The organism is Streptomyces sp. CA-179760 (assembly GCF_050937045.1).
Taxonomy (GTDB): domain Bacteria; phylum Actinomycetota; class Actinomycetes; order Streptomycetales; family Streptomycetaceae; genus Streptomyces.
The window spans coordinates 1,191,142-1,204,896 of the sequence record NZ_JBNJLZ010000001.1; the positions used below are offsets into that span (position 1 = coordinate 1,191,142).

The 13,755-nt window shown below is 70.5% G+C and carries 13 protein-coding genes and 3 pseudogenes; 9 read left to right on the top strand and 7 right to left on the bottom strand.

Annotated features, from left to right (window positions below; genetic code table 11):
- Positions 1-40: 40 nt before the first annotated feature.
- The 4 genes from ACQEV8_RS05190 to ACQEV8_RS05205 all read left to right on the top strand — a co-directional run bounded on the left by ACQEV8_RS05190 (position 41) and on the right by ACQEV8_RS05205 (position 3,349).
- Complete coding sequence (locus ACQEV8_RS05190) at positions 41-973, top strand: M56 family metallopeptidase (RefSeq protein WP_432957723.1); 933 nt, start codon at positions 41-43, stop codon at positions 971-973.
- Between the two features lie 115 nt (positions 974-1,088).
- Positions 1,089-1,757, top strand: a complete 669-nt coding sequence (locus ACQEV8_RS05195) for a phosphatase PAP2 family protein (protein WP_432957725.1) — start codon at positions 1,089-1,091, stop codon at positions 1,755-1,757.
- A gap of 40 nt (positions 1,758-1,797) precedes the next feature.
- Complete coding sequence (locus tag ACQEV8_RS05200; RefSeq protein WP_432957727.1) at positions 1,798-2,487, top strand: HAD family hydrolase; 690 nt, start codon at positions 1,798-1,800, stop codon at positions 2,485-2,487.
- Between the two features lie 175 nt (positions 2,488-2,662).
- Complete coding sequence (locus ACQEV8_RS05205; protein WP_432957730.1) at positions 2,663-3,349, top strand: TetR/AcrR family transcriptional regulator; 687 nt, start codon at positions 2,663-2,665, stop codon at positions 3,347-3,349.
- Here the strand turns inward: ACQEV8_RS05205 and ACQEV8_RS05210 are convergent.
- Positions 3,337-4,838: pseudogene (locus ACQEV8_RS05210) on the bottom strand (LVIVD repeat-containing protein). The gene ACQEV8_RS05205 and the pseudogene ACQEV8_RS05210 overlap by 13 nt on opposite strands.
- A 190-nt stretch (positions 4,839-5,028) precedes the next feature.
- Here ACQEV8_RS05210 and ACQEV8_RS05215 point away from each other — a divergent pair.
- Positions 5,029-5,682, top strand: coding sequence for a DUF305 domain-containing protein (locus ACQEV8_RS05215; protein ID WP_432957731.1), 654 nt, complete (start codon positions 5,029-5,031; stop codon positions 5,680-5,682).
- 68 nt (positions 5,683-5,750) lie between these two features.
- Positions 5,751-6,122 carry a VOC family protein gene (locus ACQEV8_RS05220; RefSeq protein ID WP_432957733.1) on the top strand — a complete coding sequence of 124 codons (372 nt, stop codon included), beginning with the start codon at positions 5,751-5,753 and terminating at the stop codon, positions 6,120-6,122.
- 265 nt (positions 6,123-6,387) lie between these two features.
- Here the strand turns inward: ACQEV8_RS05220 and ACQEV8_RS05225 are convergent, their stop codons facing one another.
- Entirely contained in the window at positions 6,388-6,852 is a 465-nt protein-coding gene (locus ACQEV8_RS05225; RefSeq protein ID WP_432957735.1) for a DUF6214 family protein, read from the bottom strand.
- 210 nt (positions 6,853-7,062) lie between these two features.
- Here ACQEV8_RS05225 and ACQEV8_RS05230 point away from each other — a divergent pair, with 210 nt between their 5' ends.
- The gene (locus ACQEV8_RS05230; RefSeq protein WP_432957737.1) at positions 7,063-8,406 is read left to right on the top strand and encodes an FAD-dependent oxidoreductase; all 1,344 of its coding nucleotides are present in this window, start codon (positions 7,063-7,065) and stop codon (positions 8,404-8,406) included.
- Here ACQEV8_RS05230 and ACQEV8_RS05235 read toward each other — a convergent pair.
- Positions 8,403-8,753 carry an ArsR/SmtB family transcription factor gene (locus tag ACQEV8_RS05235; protein WP_432957739.1) on the bottom strand — a complete coding sequence of 117 codons (351 nt, stop codon included), beginning with the start codon at positions 8,751-8,753 and terminating at the stop codon, positions 8,403-8,405. The two genes, ACQEV8_RS05230 and ACQEV8_RS05235, sit on opposite strands and share 4 nt — an antisense overlap.
- A 118-nt stretch (positions 8,754-8,871) precedes the next feature.
- Between ACQEV8_RS05235 and ACQEV8_RS05240 the strand changes: the two genes are divergently transcribed.
- Positions 8,872-9,951, top strand: a complete 1,080-nt coding sequence (locus ACQEV8_RS05240) for an NADH:flavin oxidoreductase/NADH oxidase (RefSeq protein ID WP_432957740.1) — start codon at positions 8,872-8,874, stop codon at positions 9,949-9,951.
- Positions 9,952-9,982: 31 nt separating this feature from the next.
- Here the strand turns inward: ACQEV8_RS05240 and ACQEV8_RS05245 are convergent, their stop codons facing one another.
- From ACQEV8_RS05245 to ACQEV8_RS05260, 4 genes and pseudogenes are all read right to left on the bottom strand, one after another.
- Positions 9,983-11,299, bottom strand: coding sequence for an extracellular catalytic domain type 1 short-chain-length polyhydroxyalkanoate depolymerase (locus ACQEV8_RS05245; protein ID WP_432957743.1), 1,317 nt, complete (start codon positions 11,297-11,299; stop codon positions 9,983-9,985).
- Between the two features lie 52 nt (positions 11,300-11,351).
- Positions 11,352-11,501: a hypothetical protein gene (locus ACQEV8_RS05250; protein WP_432973415.1), complete on the bottom strand. Its 150-nt coding sequence runs from the start codon at positions 11,499-11,501 to the stop codon at positions 11,352-11,354.
- A gap of 15 nt (positions 11,502-11,516) precedes the next feature.
- A pseudogene (locus ACQEV8_RS05255) lies at positions 11,517-11,687 on the bottom strand (non-reducing end alpha-L-arabinofuranosidase family hydrolase); the annotation flags it as partial.
- 98 nt (positions 11,688-11,785) lie between these two features.
- Positions 11,786-12,448: pseudogene (locus ACQEV8_RS05260) on the bottom strand (non-reducing end alpha-L-arabinofuranosidase family hydrolase); the annotation flags it as partial.
- 293 nt (positions 12,449-12,741) lie between these two features.
- Here ACQEV8_RS05260 and ACQEV8_RS05265 point away from each other — a divergent pair.
- Positions 12,742-13,719 carry a pectate lyase family protein gene (locus ACQEV8_RS05265; RefSeq protein ID WP_432957745.1) on the top strand — a complete coding sequence of 326 codons (978 nt, stop codon included), beginning with the start codon at positions 12,742-12,744 and terminating at the stop codon, positions 13,717-13,719.
- Positions 13,720-13,755: the final 36 nt, after the last annotated feature.

Here is a 13,755-nt window from a genome sequence, read left to right on the forward strand (position 1 = left end):
TCGTACCCCTGGGCGGCGCCGCGCTCATAGGCTGCCTCCCATGATGCTCCCCGCGGCACTGCTGCTGCTCGGCGCCCTGACCGCCGTGGTGGCTCCCCGGCTGCTCGCCCGCGCGGACTGGCCGGATCGTGAGCCGGTGGTGGCGCTGTGGGCGTGGCAGTGCGCGGTGGCGGCCGTACTCGTGTGCTGCGCGCTGTCGATGACGCTGAGCGCGGCGGCGGCCTGGCACGCGGTCGGCGGGCATGTCTTCGCGACGGCGCCGAGCGCCGCCGTCGAGGCCTATGCCCTCGGTACGGCGGGCCCTTGGGCGGCGACCACGGCGGTGGCGCTGGCCTGCGGGGGTCTGTGGAGCGCTGCGATGCTGGTCCGCGAGATCGGCCGGGCGCGGGCCCGGCGCCACAGCCGGCGCGCCGATCTGCTGGTCCGGGCACCGCTGCTGCCGGGCGAGGTGGCCGTGTCCGGCCGACTCGTCGTCCTGGAGAGCGAGCGGCCCGACGCCTGGTGGCTGCCCGGCCCGCCGCAACTGGTCGTCACCACGGCCGCGTTGCGCCGCTTGAAGGGCCGGCAGCTGGATGCCGTGCTCGCCCATGAGCAGGGGCACGCGCGGGCCCGGCACGACTGGCTGCTGAACTGTTCCTCCGCCCTGGCGGGCGGCTTTCCGCAGGTGCCGGTGTTCGCCGCGTTCCGCGACGAGATGCACCGCCTGGTCGAACTCGCCGCCGACGACACGGCCTCCCGCCGCTTCGGCCGTCTGACCACAGCCCTGGCCCTGGTCGAACTGAACGAGCACCGCGGTGTGTTCGGCCCCTGCCCGGCGCCGCAGGCCCATGTCCCGGCACGGGTGCGCCGTTTGCTCACTCCCCCGGACCGGCTGACCGCGGCACGCCGCCTGCGGCTGACGGCGGCGGCCGCGCTGGTGCCCGTGGTGCCGGTGCTCCTGGCGTTCGTACCGGGGCTGCGCGCGCTGGGATAGCCGCCGGCCGTGACCCGGCCGCCGGGGCCTCGAAGTGGCCGAAGCATGTGCCCTCCGGCCCGGAAGATCGCCGCCGTACTGGATCCGGACCCCCCGGTTCGGCGAGGATCGCATCATGCACTCCCCGTCCGTCGACTCCCCGCCCCGTCCCGAGCACCGCACCGCCGCCGGTTCCGCCGGTGTCCTGGCCCTGTGCTCGGCTCTGCTGCTGACCCTCGTCGCGGTCAGATGGAGCCCGTTGATCACCACGGACGGAGACATCTCCGGCACCACCCACCGCTGGGCGGTCGACGAACCCGGTATCACCCAGGCGTTCCGCATCCTCACGGACTGGGTGTGGGATCCCTGGACGATGCGTCTGCTGTGCGCGGCGGTCGTCATCTGGCTCGTCGTGCGGCTCGCGGCGCGCTGGACGGCGGTGTGGCTGGCACTGGCCGTCACCCTGGGCACCCTGCTGCAGCAGGGACTCAAGGCGGCTGTGGACCGTCCCCGCCCGGTCTGGCCCGACCCGGTCGACTCGGCCCACTATTCGGCCTATCCGTCGGGCCACGCCATGACCGCCACGGTCGTGTGCGGCCTCCTCCTGTGGCTCCTGCACCGCCACGGCGTGAGCCGTGCCGCGTGGCGTACGGCCCTGACCGTGGCCGTCATCTCGGTGATCGGGGTCGGGCTGACCCGCATCTGGCTCGGCGTCCACTGGCCGTCGGACGTGGTGGGCGGCTGGCTGCTGGGCGCGATGGTGGTGGCCCTGGCGGTGTGGGTGCACCAGCGCCGGCATCCGTGAACACCCTCGGGAGCGAGGCGCGCCTACGTAGGATCACCCCATGACCGCCGTGCTGTTCGACTTCTCCGGGACCCTCTTCCGTGTCGAGTCCACCGACTCCTGGCTGCGCGGCACCCTGGCCGGGACCGCGATCCGGCTCGCGGAGGCGGAGGTGGCCGCCGCGGCCCGGGCACTGGAGGCCGCGGGGGCGCTGCCGGGCGGTGGCGGTCCCGCCCGGGTGCCCGAGGAACTGGCCGAGGCCTGGCAGATCCGGGACCAGAGTGCCGAGCTGCACCGCGCCGCCTACACCGGCGTCTCCCGCCAAGTCGCGCTGCCCGACCCGACGTTGCACGACGCGCTCTACGAGCGCCACATGGCCCCGGCCGCGTGGGCCCCGTACCCGGACGCCGTCGAGGTGCTCCGCACGCTGCGCGAGCGGGGCATCCCGGTCGGGGTGGTCAGCAACATCGGCTGGGATCTGCGCCCGGTCTTCCGCGCGCACGGCCTGGACCCCTACATCGACGTGTACGTCCTGTCGTACGAGCACGGCATCCAGAAGCCCGACCCTCGGCTGTTCGCCACCGCATGCGAGGCACTGGGCGCCGATCCGCGCCGGACGCTCATGGTCGGCGACGACCGCAGGGCGGACGGCGGTGCCACGGCTCTGGGCTGCGGGGTGCACTTCGTGGACCATCTGCCGGTGACCGACCGGCCGGACGGGCTGCGGCCGGTCCTGGACCTGGTGAGCTGAGGGCCGCACCGCCGGAACAAGCTGCCCGAGGCGACCATCCGGGCTTCTGCTCGCCCGCCTCGGACGATCCCCCGTGTCGCCCGAGGCAGACGGCATCCCCGGCTGGGACCGCGCGGTCCCGGCCGGATGCTCCGAGTATAGTTGGCTGGCAGCCAGTCAACGCAGGAGTTTCAGCATGTCCCCGCGCAGCGCCTCGGTCAATGAAGAGTTGCGGAGGCGTTCGAAGGAGCGGCTTCTGCAGGCGGCGGTCGAGCTGGTCGACGAGCGCGGGTTCGAGGCGACCACGCTCGGCGACATCGCCGACCGGGCTGGTTCGGCGCGCGGTCTGGTCTCGTACTACTTTCCCGGCAAGCGCCAGCTCGTGCAGTCCGCCGTGCACCGGCTGATGCACCGCACGCTGGAGGAGGCGCTGGAGCGCGAGCCGCGCACCGAGGACGGCCGGGAGCGGATGGCGCGGGCCATCGACGCGATCCTGGGCCTGGCCGAGGACCGGCCCGTGCTGATGCGCCAGCACATGGCCGGGCTGCTGCAGGCCGAGGGCTTCGTGCCCTGCCCGGAGCAACGGCGGCTCGCCGAACTGCTGCGGGACACCGTGGCCCGGCTCGGGTCGCGGGACGTCGACAGCGACTACCCGATGCTGCGCGCCCTGCTCATGGGCGCCGTGTACGCGGCGCTGGTGCCGGGGGTGCCGATGCCGGTCCCGGTGCTGCGGGCCGAGTTGTTCGAGCGCTACCGGCTCGACCGGGAGCTGGGCGTCCCGCCGGAGACCGGAGCCTCCGACGGGACGGGTGACAGGGATCTGTCACGGTTCTTCGCGACCGGGGCCGAACCGGGGCACGGCCCGGAGGGTCAGTCGAAGTAGTCCGGCTGCGTCTGCGCGTTGAGTTCGCGCAGGTGGACCCGGCGGGCCGGGTCCGTGCGCCGGTCGTCGATCTTCAGGACGTCGAAGCCCCTGGCGTACTCGTTCGACCAGATGTAGCCGTTGTAGTAATACGCCGACCACGAGCCGCCCGACTTGATCGTGTCCGTGGTCAGCGGACCACGGTCGAAGTAGGCGATCTCCTTCGGATTGCTCGAGTCGGTGAAGTCCCAGACGGAGACACCGCCCTGGTACCAGGCCTGGACCATCAGGTCCTTGCCCTTGACCGGGATCAGCGAGCCGTTGTGGGCCACGCAGTTCTCGGTGTCCGCCTGATGGCGCGGGATCTTGAAGTAGCTGCGGAAGACCAGCTTGCGCTTGTCGCCCTTGCCGACGATGTCGTAGATACCGTCGGCGCCGCGGTCGGGACCGATCTCCGCGTTGCACGTGGCCGCGCCGCCGCCGCCGAGCTCATCGGTGAAGACGACCTTGTTCGCCTTCTGGTTGAAGGTCGCCGAGTGCCAGAACGCGAAGTTGACGTTGTCCTGGACGCGGTCGATGACCTTGGGTTGCTCCGGATCCTTGATGGAGAACAGGATGCCGTCGCCCATGCAGGCGCCCGCGGCCAGGTCCTTCGACGGCAGCACCGTGATGTCGTGGCAGCCGGTGGTCTTGGAGACGCCCGGGTTGGTGGGCCCGCCCGGGTTGCCGCCGCCGTCCGGCCCCTCACCGGGGAACAGCACGGGGAAGCCCACGACCTTCGCCTTCTCGGGGGCGTTGCGCGGCACCTTGATGACGGAGATGCCGTCGTGCGGCGGCTGGCAGTCGGGGTACGTGGCGTTCGGCGAGTACGAGGAGACGTACACGTAGACGTTGCGGCGCTCGGGCACCAGTGTGTGGGTGTGCGAGCCGCAGGCGGTCTCGACGGCGGCGACGTACCTCGGGTTGCGCTTGTCGCTGATGTCGAAGACCTTCATGCCCTCCCACGAGGACTTCTCGGTCGCCGGCTGGGTGGTGCTGGTGCAACTGCTGTCGCTGCGCGAGGAGTCGGTGGACAGGAACAGCAGGTTGCCGGAGACGGAGATGTCGTTCTGCGAGCCGGGGCACAGCACCTGGGCGACGGTCTTCGGCGCCTTGGGGTTGCTGATGTCGAAGATGCGGAAGCCGTCGTAGTTGCCCGCGAACGCGTACCTGCCCTGGAAGGCGAGGTCCGAGTTCGTGCCCTGGAGCACGTCCTTGGGGACGTGGGCCAGGTGCTGGATGTTGTCGGAGTGGACGATCTCGTCCTGGGCGGGTATCTCGCCGTTCTCGATGGCCTCACGGACCTCGGCCTGGTCGCTCTTGGAGACCTTCTTCGGCGCGGGCGGCGCGTCCCCGGGGTCGGGGTGGCCCCCGCCGGTGCCGCTGTGAGGAGCGCGGCCAGCAGTCCACCGGCGGCCGCGACGACGCCCAGGCGTCTACGGCGTGTTCTGCGGTCGTTCAACAGGATCACTGTTTTCCTCCCTGGTTCCGTTCACTGCGGAACGGTTCACGCACCACGCAGTATCGTCTTCGCCATGCACATACCAACAGAGGGCAACGGAATCGCAATGAAGTTTTGCGATCAATGACCCGCGGAAGCGTGCCAGCACGCCGTCCGCAACACGAGGTGCGTCCCAACCCGCCCGTCACAGGAGGTCGTTGTGCTCTTCCGCCGCGTGTCTCGTGCGTCCGTGGTCACGACGGGGCTGGTCGCCCTGGCCGTGCTCGGGGCCGGGGGCTGTGACTCCGGCCCGGACCGGAAGCAGGCCGCAGCCGATGGGCCCGCCGTGATCGCGCCGGGTGAGCCCGGCGAGGCGAACCGCACCCTGTCCGCCGAGGAGGCCGCCGAGCAGAACCCGGAGAACGACTCCCCCAACTCGGCGGACGTCTCCTACGCCCGCATGATGATCGAGCACCACGCCCAGGCTCTGGTGATGACCGGACTCGCCCCGAAGCGTGCCGAGTCGAAGGACGTGAAGCGCATCGCCGAGCGCATCGCGGCCGGCCAGGAGCCCGAGATCGAGGCCATGAAGGGCTGGCTGAAGTCGTACGGCAAGCCGCTGAAGGCCGGGCGGCACGAGCACGCGACGATGCCCGGCATGGCGACCGAGGCCCAACTGCAGAAGCTCCGCGCGTCCGACGGCAAGGCCTTCGACCACCTCTTCCTGACCCTGATGACGACCCATCACCAGGGCGCGATCACCATGGCCACGGACGTGAAGGGGCAGGGCAACAACATCCGCGTCGAGGAGATGGCCGACGAGGTGATCGCCCAGCAGACCAGCGAGATCACGCGGATGCGGAACATGCTCTGAGCTTGTTCTCCAACCTTGGGCCGGCCTGCCTTTTGGCCCGCTCGTGGGCCAGTGGAAGAGTGAGCCGGATGATCGGACGCCTGTACACCGTTGTCATCGACTGCCCCGACCCGGACGAGCTCGCCGGTTTCTACGAGAGGCTGCTGTCGCTCTCACGACAGGCGGACACCGGCGACTTCGTCGTGCTCCAGAACGCGGCGGGCGCCCCGGTGGTCGCCTTCCAGCGGGTGGACGATTTTCGCGCGCCGCGGTGGACGGATTCCGCGCGTCCTCAGCAAATGCACATCGACGTGATGGTCACGGACCTCGATACGGCTGAAGCCCAGGTGCTTGCCCTCGGTGGGACGCTGCTGGATGGTTCGGACAAGCCGATCGGTTACCGCGTCTACGAGGACCCCGTCGGTCATCCCTTCTGCCTGATCACTCCCGAGGGAGCCTGACCCTGCCACCGCCCGGGGGCGTCGGGTGTGGCTTTCACGCTTCCGCCGCTTGTGGCTTGCCCGGATCGGCCGCCCGACGCCCCACGACGACTCGGCTGCCAATCAGAAATTCGAATGATCGCTCTGTAGGGAATCGACAGCGAGGTCGTCCGTCGGGAGGCATCAGCAACACACCGCACGGAGGCACCACATGGCCGCGATCTGGGCCGGTATCGACGCAGGCAAGACCCATGGGCCAAGCTGGTCGCACCCCGGGCCGGGCCGCTCAGCGACGTGCGCGGCGTGGTGCCAGCAGGCCCGCGTCCCTGGCCTGGCCGATCAGCCTCAGTGACTTGCGGCGGCTGTGCCCGGTCGCGCACATCACGGCGAGGACCGGGTCGGCACCGTCCTGCTGGGCCGCGCGGTACTCCTGCGCCACCAGCCACCGCCCCTCGACGCCAGTCGGCCAGACCGGCCGGGCCCGGCGTCCCGGGCCCGCGCAGCCCTCGGGATCCGGGCCCGCGGCGGCGCCGCACGCCTCGGCCAGCGAATCCTCGAGCCAGTCGGCGAGCACCGCCAGGTCGTCGAGGGACAGCGCGGGCCGGGCGCGCACCTCCTCGACACCGACGCATCCGCCGGCCACGACCGCCAGCGCGTCGACATGGGCGCCGTCCGCGAAGGCGAGCCGGACGTCGAACCACCGCGTGGCGTCCTCGTTCTCCCGCACTTCCCACGCGGGCCGCACGGACACCGCGCCGTCCGCCCAAGAGCGATCAGAAAGATTAAGAAAGGATGCTTCCAGCACACACGGAACGTAACCGCATGATCACATTCGCTATAGATCCGACACGCGCCCCGGTCGGAGCACAGCACCCTGTCAGCGGAGCCCGGCCGGTGCGATGCTGGAGACATCAGCGCTCTCCCGAGATCCCCCGGGATCCCACGGGTAAGGAGTTCCGCCGTGCTGCGAGTCGCCGTCGTAGGCTCCGGGCCGAGCGGGTGCTACGCCGCCCAGAGCCTCGTCCAGCTGGACTCCGAGGTGTGCGTCGACGTCCTGGACCGGCTGCCGTGCCCGTACGGTCTGGTCCGCTACGGCGTGGCGCCCGACCACGAGAAGATCAAGTCGCTGCAGAACAATCTGCGCGCGGTCCTGGAGCACGACCGGGTGCAGTTCCTCGGAGGGGTGCAGGTGGGCCCCGGCGGGGTGCCTGCCGCCCGGCTGCGGGAGCTCTACCACGCGGTGGTGTACTGCGTGGGCGCCGCCACGGACCGGCATCTGGGCATTCCCGGGGAGGACCTGCCGGGGAGCTGGTCGGCGACGCAGTTCGTGTCCTGGTACAGCGCCCACCCGGACGCCGTGGACGGCGGTTTCCTGCAGGACGCGAGATCGGCCGTGGTCATCGGCGTGGGGAACGTCGCCGTGGACGTCACCCGGATGCTGGCCCGGGGGCTGGCCGAGCTCAGCCCGACCGACATGCCGCAGGCGGCCCTGACCGCGCTCGCGGCCAGCCGGGTGACCGAGATCCACATGGCGGGCCGGCGCGGCCCTTCCCAGGCCCGTTTCACCACCAAGGAGCTGCGCGAGCTGGGCACCCTGCCGGGGACCGACGTCGTCGCGGACCCCGCGGAGCTGGCGGCGGACCCGGGGTACACGGACCCGTCCGCACTGCCCGCCCCGCAGCGGCGCAACGTGGAGGTGCTGCGCGGCTGGGCCGAGTCCCCGCCGGCCGGCGCCCCGCACCGGATCCACCTGCGCTTCTTCCTCCGCCCGGTCGAACTGCTGGCCGAGCGGGGCCACGTGGGCGCGGTGCGGTTCGAGCGGACGGCACCGGACGGGCACGGCGGCGTGACGGGCACGGGCCGGTTCGAGGACATCGAGGCGCAGTTGGTGCTGCGTTCGGTGGGCTACCTCGGAGTGCCGATGGAGGGGCTGCCGTTCGACCCGAAGACCGGCACCGTACCGAACCTGGCCGGACGGGTCCTGCGCGAGGGCGTCGTCACGCCGGGCGAGTACGTGGCCGGCTGGATCAAGCGCGGCCCGACGGGTGTGATCGGCACGAACCGCCCCTGCGCGAAGGAGACGGCGATGTCCCTCCTGGAGGACGCCCCGCTCCTCACCGCCAAGGACGTCCCCCAGGACACACTCACGGCCCTGCGAGCGGAGGGAATCGACCCGGTCGAATGGACGGGCTGGCAGGCGATCGAACGGGCGGAGCAGGAGCTGGGAGCATCACTCGGACGCGGAGTGGTCAAGCTCCCCGACTGGCAGTCCCTATTGCACGCCGCGCACAGCAAGGTTCCTTAACGGGCAAGCCTCCCGGCCTGCCTCCCCGCCGCGTCGAGCAACGCATCCAGCAACCCCGGAAACAGCCCCTCGAGATCATCCCGCCGTAGCCCGTTCATCTTCGCTGTCCCGCGATAGACCTGCCGGATCACCCCGCTCTCCCGCAACACCCGGAAGTGATGCGTGGTCGTGGACTTCGTCACCGGCAGATCGAAACGCGAACAGGACAACTCCCCGCTCACCGCGGCGAGTTCCCGCACGATCCGCAACCGCATCGGATCGGAGAGCGCGTGCAGCACGTCCTCGAGCCGGATCTCGTCGCGCTCGGGATGCGGCAGGACGCGACTGCTCACGGCGGGGGACGTCACGGCGACTCCACTTCCTAGGGGACCTCCATGATACGAGAACCATCGTAGTTTGACATCCGCCGTACTACGATGCCTATCGTACGAGTCGACACCGGCCCCGTACCGAATGGAGTCCGCCGTGACCGCGCTCTTCGAGCCCTGCACCCTGCGCGATGTGACGATCCCGAACCGCGTGTGGATGCCCCCGATGTGCCAGTACTCGGCGGCACCGGAGGGCCCGGAGGCCGGCGCCCCGAACGACTGGCACTTCGCGCACTACGCCGCCCGCGCGGCCGGCGGCACGGGTCTGATCATCGTCGAGGCCACCGCTGTGTCGCCGGAGGGCCGCATCTCCCCCTACGACCTCGGCATCTGGAACGACACGCAGGTGGAGGCGTTCCGCCGCATCACGCGCTTCCTCGCCGCGCAGGGCACCGTGCCGGCCGTCCAGCTGGCCCACGCGGGCCGCAAGGCCTCGACGGACCAGCCCTGGAGGGGCGGCGCCCCGGTCGGCCCGGACTCGTACGGGTGGGACTCCGTGGCGCCGAGCCCCCTCGCGTTCGACGAGAAGCACCCGGCACCGGCCGAGCTGACGGTCGACCAGATCCAGGACATCGTCGGGCAGTTCGCGGCCGCCGCCCGCCGCGCCCTCGCCGCCGGTTTCGAGATCGCCGAGGTCCATGGCGCCCACGGCTACCTGATCAACGAGTTCCTCTCCCCGTACTCCAACCACCGCACCGACGCCTACGGCGGCTCGTACGAGAACCGCGTCCGCTTCGCCCTCGAAGTGGTGGACGCCGTACGGGAGGTGTGGCCGGACGACAAGCCGCTGTTCTTCCGCATCTCGGCGACCGACTGGCTGGAGGACGGCGGCTGGACCGTGGACGACACCGTCCGCTTCGCCGCCGATCTGCGGGCCCACGGCGTCGACCTGCTGGACGTCTCCAGCGGTGGCAACGCCTCCGGCGCCCGCATCCCCACCGGCCCCGGCTACCAGGTGCCCTTCGCCGCCCGGGTGAAGGCCGAGACGGCCCTGCCGGTCGCCGCGGTGGGGCTGATCACCGACACCGAGCAGGCCGAGAAGATCCTGGCCAACGGCGAGGCGGACGCGGTCCTGCTGGGCCGGGAACTGCTGCGCAACCCCTCGTGGGCCCGGCACGCGGCGCGGGAACTCGGCGGTGAGGTCCGGGTGCCCGACCAGTACCACCGGTCGGTCTGACCGGCACCCGGATCTCGGAGCATCCGGTGCGTCACCCGGCCGTGCACGCCGTCCCGTTGAGCGTGAACGCGGCCGGAGCGGCGCTGTTTCCGCCATGGCTCGCCTGGTAGCCGATGCCGACGCTCGCGCCCGGGGCGATCGTGCCGTTGTACGAGACGTTGGTGGCGGTGACGGCCCCTGACGAGGGCTCGTACGTGGCGCCCCAGCCGCCCGTGACGGTCTGGCCGGCGGGGAGCGTGAAGCCGAGTTTCCAGCCGCTGACCGCCGTCGTGCCGGTGTTGGTGAGGGTCACGGACGCGGTCAGGCCGGTGTTCCAGGCGTTGACGGTGGACGTCACCCTGCAGGCGCCGGGCTGGGGCTGCGGCGCCGGGCCCGAGCTGTCCAGGCCGAAGAAGGTGAGCACGCGGGCGGCCATGCCGTTGGCGTACAGGTTGTGACCGACGCCCTGGAGGCTGATCGCCTCCACGGCAGGCCGGTCACCCGTGCCGCCGTAGCGGGTACGGGTCCAGCCGGACTGGGGTGTGTCCGTGGCGGTCGGCGTCTGGCTGACACCGTGCACGTTCGTCCACTGCTTGATCTGTTCTCCGAAGTTGGGATAGCGCAGGACGTCGTCCTGGGTGCCGTGCCAGGTCTGCATCCTCGGACGGGGGCCGGTGTAGCCGGGGTAGGCGTTCCGGACCAGGTCGCCCCACTCCTTCGGGGTGCGGGTGAGCGTGCCGCCCGAGCAGTTGCTGTTCCACTCGGAGCCGTCGGCGGTGGCGAAGCAGGCGAACGGGACGCCCGAGAAGGCGGCACCCGCCGCGAACACGTCGGGGTAGTCGCCGAGCAGGACGTTCGTCATCATCGCGCCGGAGGAGATGCCCGTGGCGAACACGCGGCCGGTGTCGGCGTCGTAGGTGCGGGTGACCCAGTCGATCATCGACTTGATGCCGACGGGGTCGCTGCCGCCGCCGCGGCGCAGTGCCTGGGGCGAGGAGACGTCGAAGCACTTGCTGCTGCGGGTGACAGACGGGTAGAGCACGATGAACCCGTACCGGTCGGCCAGCGTGTCGTACTCGGTGCCGTTGTACATGTCCGGGCCCGAGCCGGTGCACCAGTGCACGGCGACCACGACCGCCGGGTTCGGTGTGACGCTCTCCGGCACGTACAGATACATCCGCAGATTGCTGGGGTTCGTACCGAAGTTCGTGACCTCGGTGAGTGCGGCGGCGGGCACGGCCTCCTCGCGGGCGGCGGCCGGGGGTGCGGTGAGCACCGTGGCCGCGAGCAGCGGCAGCAGCGCGGCGACAAGCGCGAGGAGGATCGACCGCAGCGGTCTCCTCGTCGTGGTGCGGGGAGTGGCAGGCACGTCCGTCTTCCTTCCGTTGCGGGGCGCGGCTCGCAGGACGTCGTACGGCGGTTCAGCAGGTGGGGTTCGTCTGGGTCAGCAGGGCGAGCCGCCAGGGCAGCCGGTAGTACTCGCCGCTCGATGCGGGGTCCATCCCCTGGTAGAGGAACCGCAGGCGGCACGGGTCGATCGTGAGGGTCTGGTCGACGCCGGAGCGGATCATCTCGCCGTGGCTGAAGTCCCTGGTCCAGGCCGGCTGTCCGGCCTCGAAGGTGACGTTGCCGTTGCGGGCGAAGGGGTTGGCCTCGGTGTCGGCCAGGGGTGTCCAGGCGCCGCCCGAACTGTCGGCCCGCCAGGCCCTGAAGTAGCGCCGCCAGTCGGATCCGGTCGCGAGCGCCTCGACGAGCATGAGGTAGCCGGAGCCGTCGCCGAGCCGGTAGACGTTGCCCCCTCGAAGAGGTCGAAGCGGTTGGGCTCGGACAGCACGATGGCGGTGTCGCGGAAGCCGTTGGGGAACGCGGCGAGGCTGGTGCGCGAGCGGTACTGGTGGCCGTTGCCGTCCGAGAAGAACAGGTGGCAGTCCGTTCGGTCGCAGATCGTCCAGAAGTCCAGCCAGGCGCCGTCGCCCTTGTTCTCGGTGACGATCGGCGGCTCACTGTCGAAGAAGTCGCGCGGCGCGCTCCAACTGAGCGGATCTGAGGGGTCCTTGGTCGTGGAGTAGGACGGTGGGCCGGTCTGGTAGACCATGTACCAGGTCTGCTGGGGCGCGAAGTAGAACACCTGGGGCGCGGCGGCGTACCGGTCGCCGATGTTCGGGTTGGCGTCCAGGAACGTCTGGGGCGCCGAGGCAGCCTGGGACCACTCGGTGAAGCTCGTGTGTCCCAGGCTCCAGCGTCCGGCGGTGTCGGCGGTCGTGAAGTAGACGTGCCAGCGGTCCCGGTAGCGGAAGACCGTCGGGTCCTTGACCGAGAGGACCGGGTGGGCCGCGTCCGGCTTGGGGCTGATCAGCGGGCCGCTCGAGGACCACGTGAACGAACCGGGCAGCGCGCCCTCGTGGCCGGGCCGCGAGGTGCCGGCGGCCGCCGGTCCCGGTGGCACGGCAAGGACGCCGACGGCCACCAGCATGAACACGAGCCCACTGACGAACCTACGCATGCGCGGAGTCCTCATCGACCCGCCCTCTCATGAAGGGAAGCGTTCGTCCGCATGGTGACATGCACATGGCTTTCATGGAAGCGCTCCCACGCTGCCTCCACGACACCCCCGCCCCGACCAGGACCGGCCGAATGTGTTCTGCGCGAGGCGTTGACTAGAAAGCGCTTGCCGCCTACGTTCCGTTCAGCAGTGTGACCGAGGCCTCCGGGCCAGTCGTACTCAGCGCGCGCGGTGAACAGCATGGCGAACGTCATTCATGTACATGACCGACCTGCACCATGACGGCACCACGAAGGGACGCACCCCACATGCGTACTCCCCCACGTACACGTGTACACAGATCCACCCTGGCCGTCGCCGCCGCGTCCGCGTTGGCGACCGTGGCGGTCCTGGCCGTTCCCCAGCCGGCCGGGGCCGCCGAGACCTCGCCGATCGGGTTCGGCGCGGGGACGACCGGCGGAGGCAGCGCCTCGGCGGTCACCGTCTCCACGCTGAGCGCCTTCAAGTCGGCGGTGACCGGCAACTCGGCCAAGGTCGTCCGGGTCAACGGCCTGATCTCCCTGAGCGGTCAGGTCGACATCGGGTCCAACACGACCGTCCTGGGCGTGGGTTCGGCGTCCGGGTTCACCGGCGGCGGTCTGCGTCTGAAGAAGGTCTCGAACGTCGTCGTCCGCAACCTGAACATCAGCAAGCCCGTCGCGCCCGCCGACGGCATCACCGTCGAGGCGTCCACCAAGGTCTGGATCGACCACAACTCCTTCTCGGCCGACCGCGATCACGACAAGGACTTCTACGACGGTCTGCTGGACGTCAACCACGGCGCGGACAACGTGACGGTGTCCTGGAACACCTTCAAGAACCATTTCAAGGGCTCGCTCGCCGGTCACAGCGACAACAACGCGAGCCAGGACACGGGCAAGCTGAAGGTGACGTACCACCACAACCACTTCGCCAACGTGTACTCGCGCATCCCCAGCCTGCGCTTCGGCACCGGCCACTTCTACAACAACTACGTCGAGGGCGCCGACACCGCCTGCCACTCGCGCATGGGCGCCCAGATGCTGGTCGAGAACAACGTCTTCCGCTCGACGAAGATCGCGGTCACCACGAACCGCAGCAGCGACGTCGACGGATACGCCAACCTGCGCGGCAACGATCTCGGTGGAGCCGCGACCGAGGTCTCGCGCGTCGGCACCTTCACCAGCCCGCCGTACGGCTACTCGGCGGAGCCGGCCTCGTCCGTCGTCACCTCGGTGACGACGGGTGCGGGTGCCGGAAAGCTCTGACACCCCACCTCCCTCCCCCACTCACTCAGACGACAG

Coding starts and splice junctions, on each gene's coding strand:
- ACQEV8_RS05205 (WP_432957730.1), top strand. CDS start 2,663: ATGTCCCCGCGCAGCGCCTCGGTCAATGAAGAGTTGCGGAGGCGTTCG.
- ACQEV8_RS05250 (WP_432973415.1), bottom strand. CDS start 11,501: ATGATCCGCTCCGGCGTCGACCAGACCCTCACGATCGACCCGTGCCGC.
- ACQEV8_RS05220 (WP_432957733.1), top strand. CDS start 5,751: ATGATCGGACGCCTGTACACCGTTGTCATCGACTGCCCCGACCCGGAC.
- ACQEV8_RS05195 (WP_432957725.1), top strand. CDS start 1,089: ATGCACTCCCCGTCCGTCGACTCCCCGCCCCGTCCCGAGCACCGCACC.
- ACQEV8_RS05190 (WP_432957723.1), top strand. CDS start 41: ATGATGCTCCCCGCGGCACTGCTGCTGCTCGGCGCCCTGACCGCCGTG.
- ACQEV8_RS05200 (WP_432957727.1), top strand. CDS start 1,798: ATGACCGCCGTGCTGTTCGACTTCTCCGGGACCCTCTTCCGTGTCGAG.
- ACQEV8_RS05265 (WP_432957745.1), top strand. CDS start 12,742: ATGCGTACTCCCCCACGTACACGTGTACACAGATCCACCCTGGCCGTC.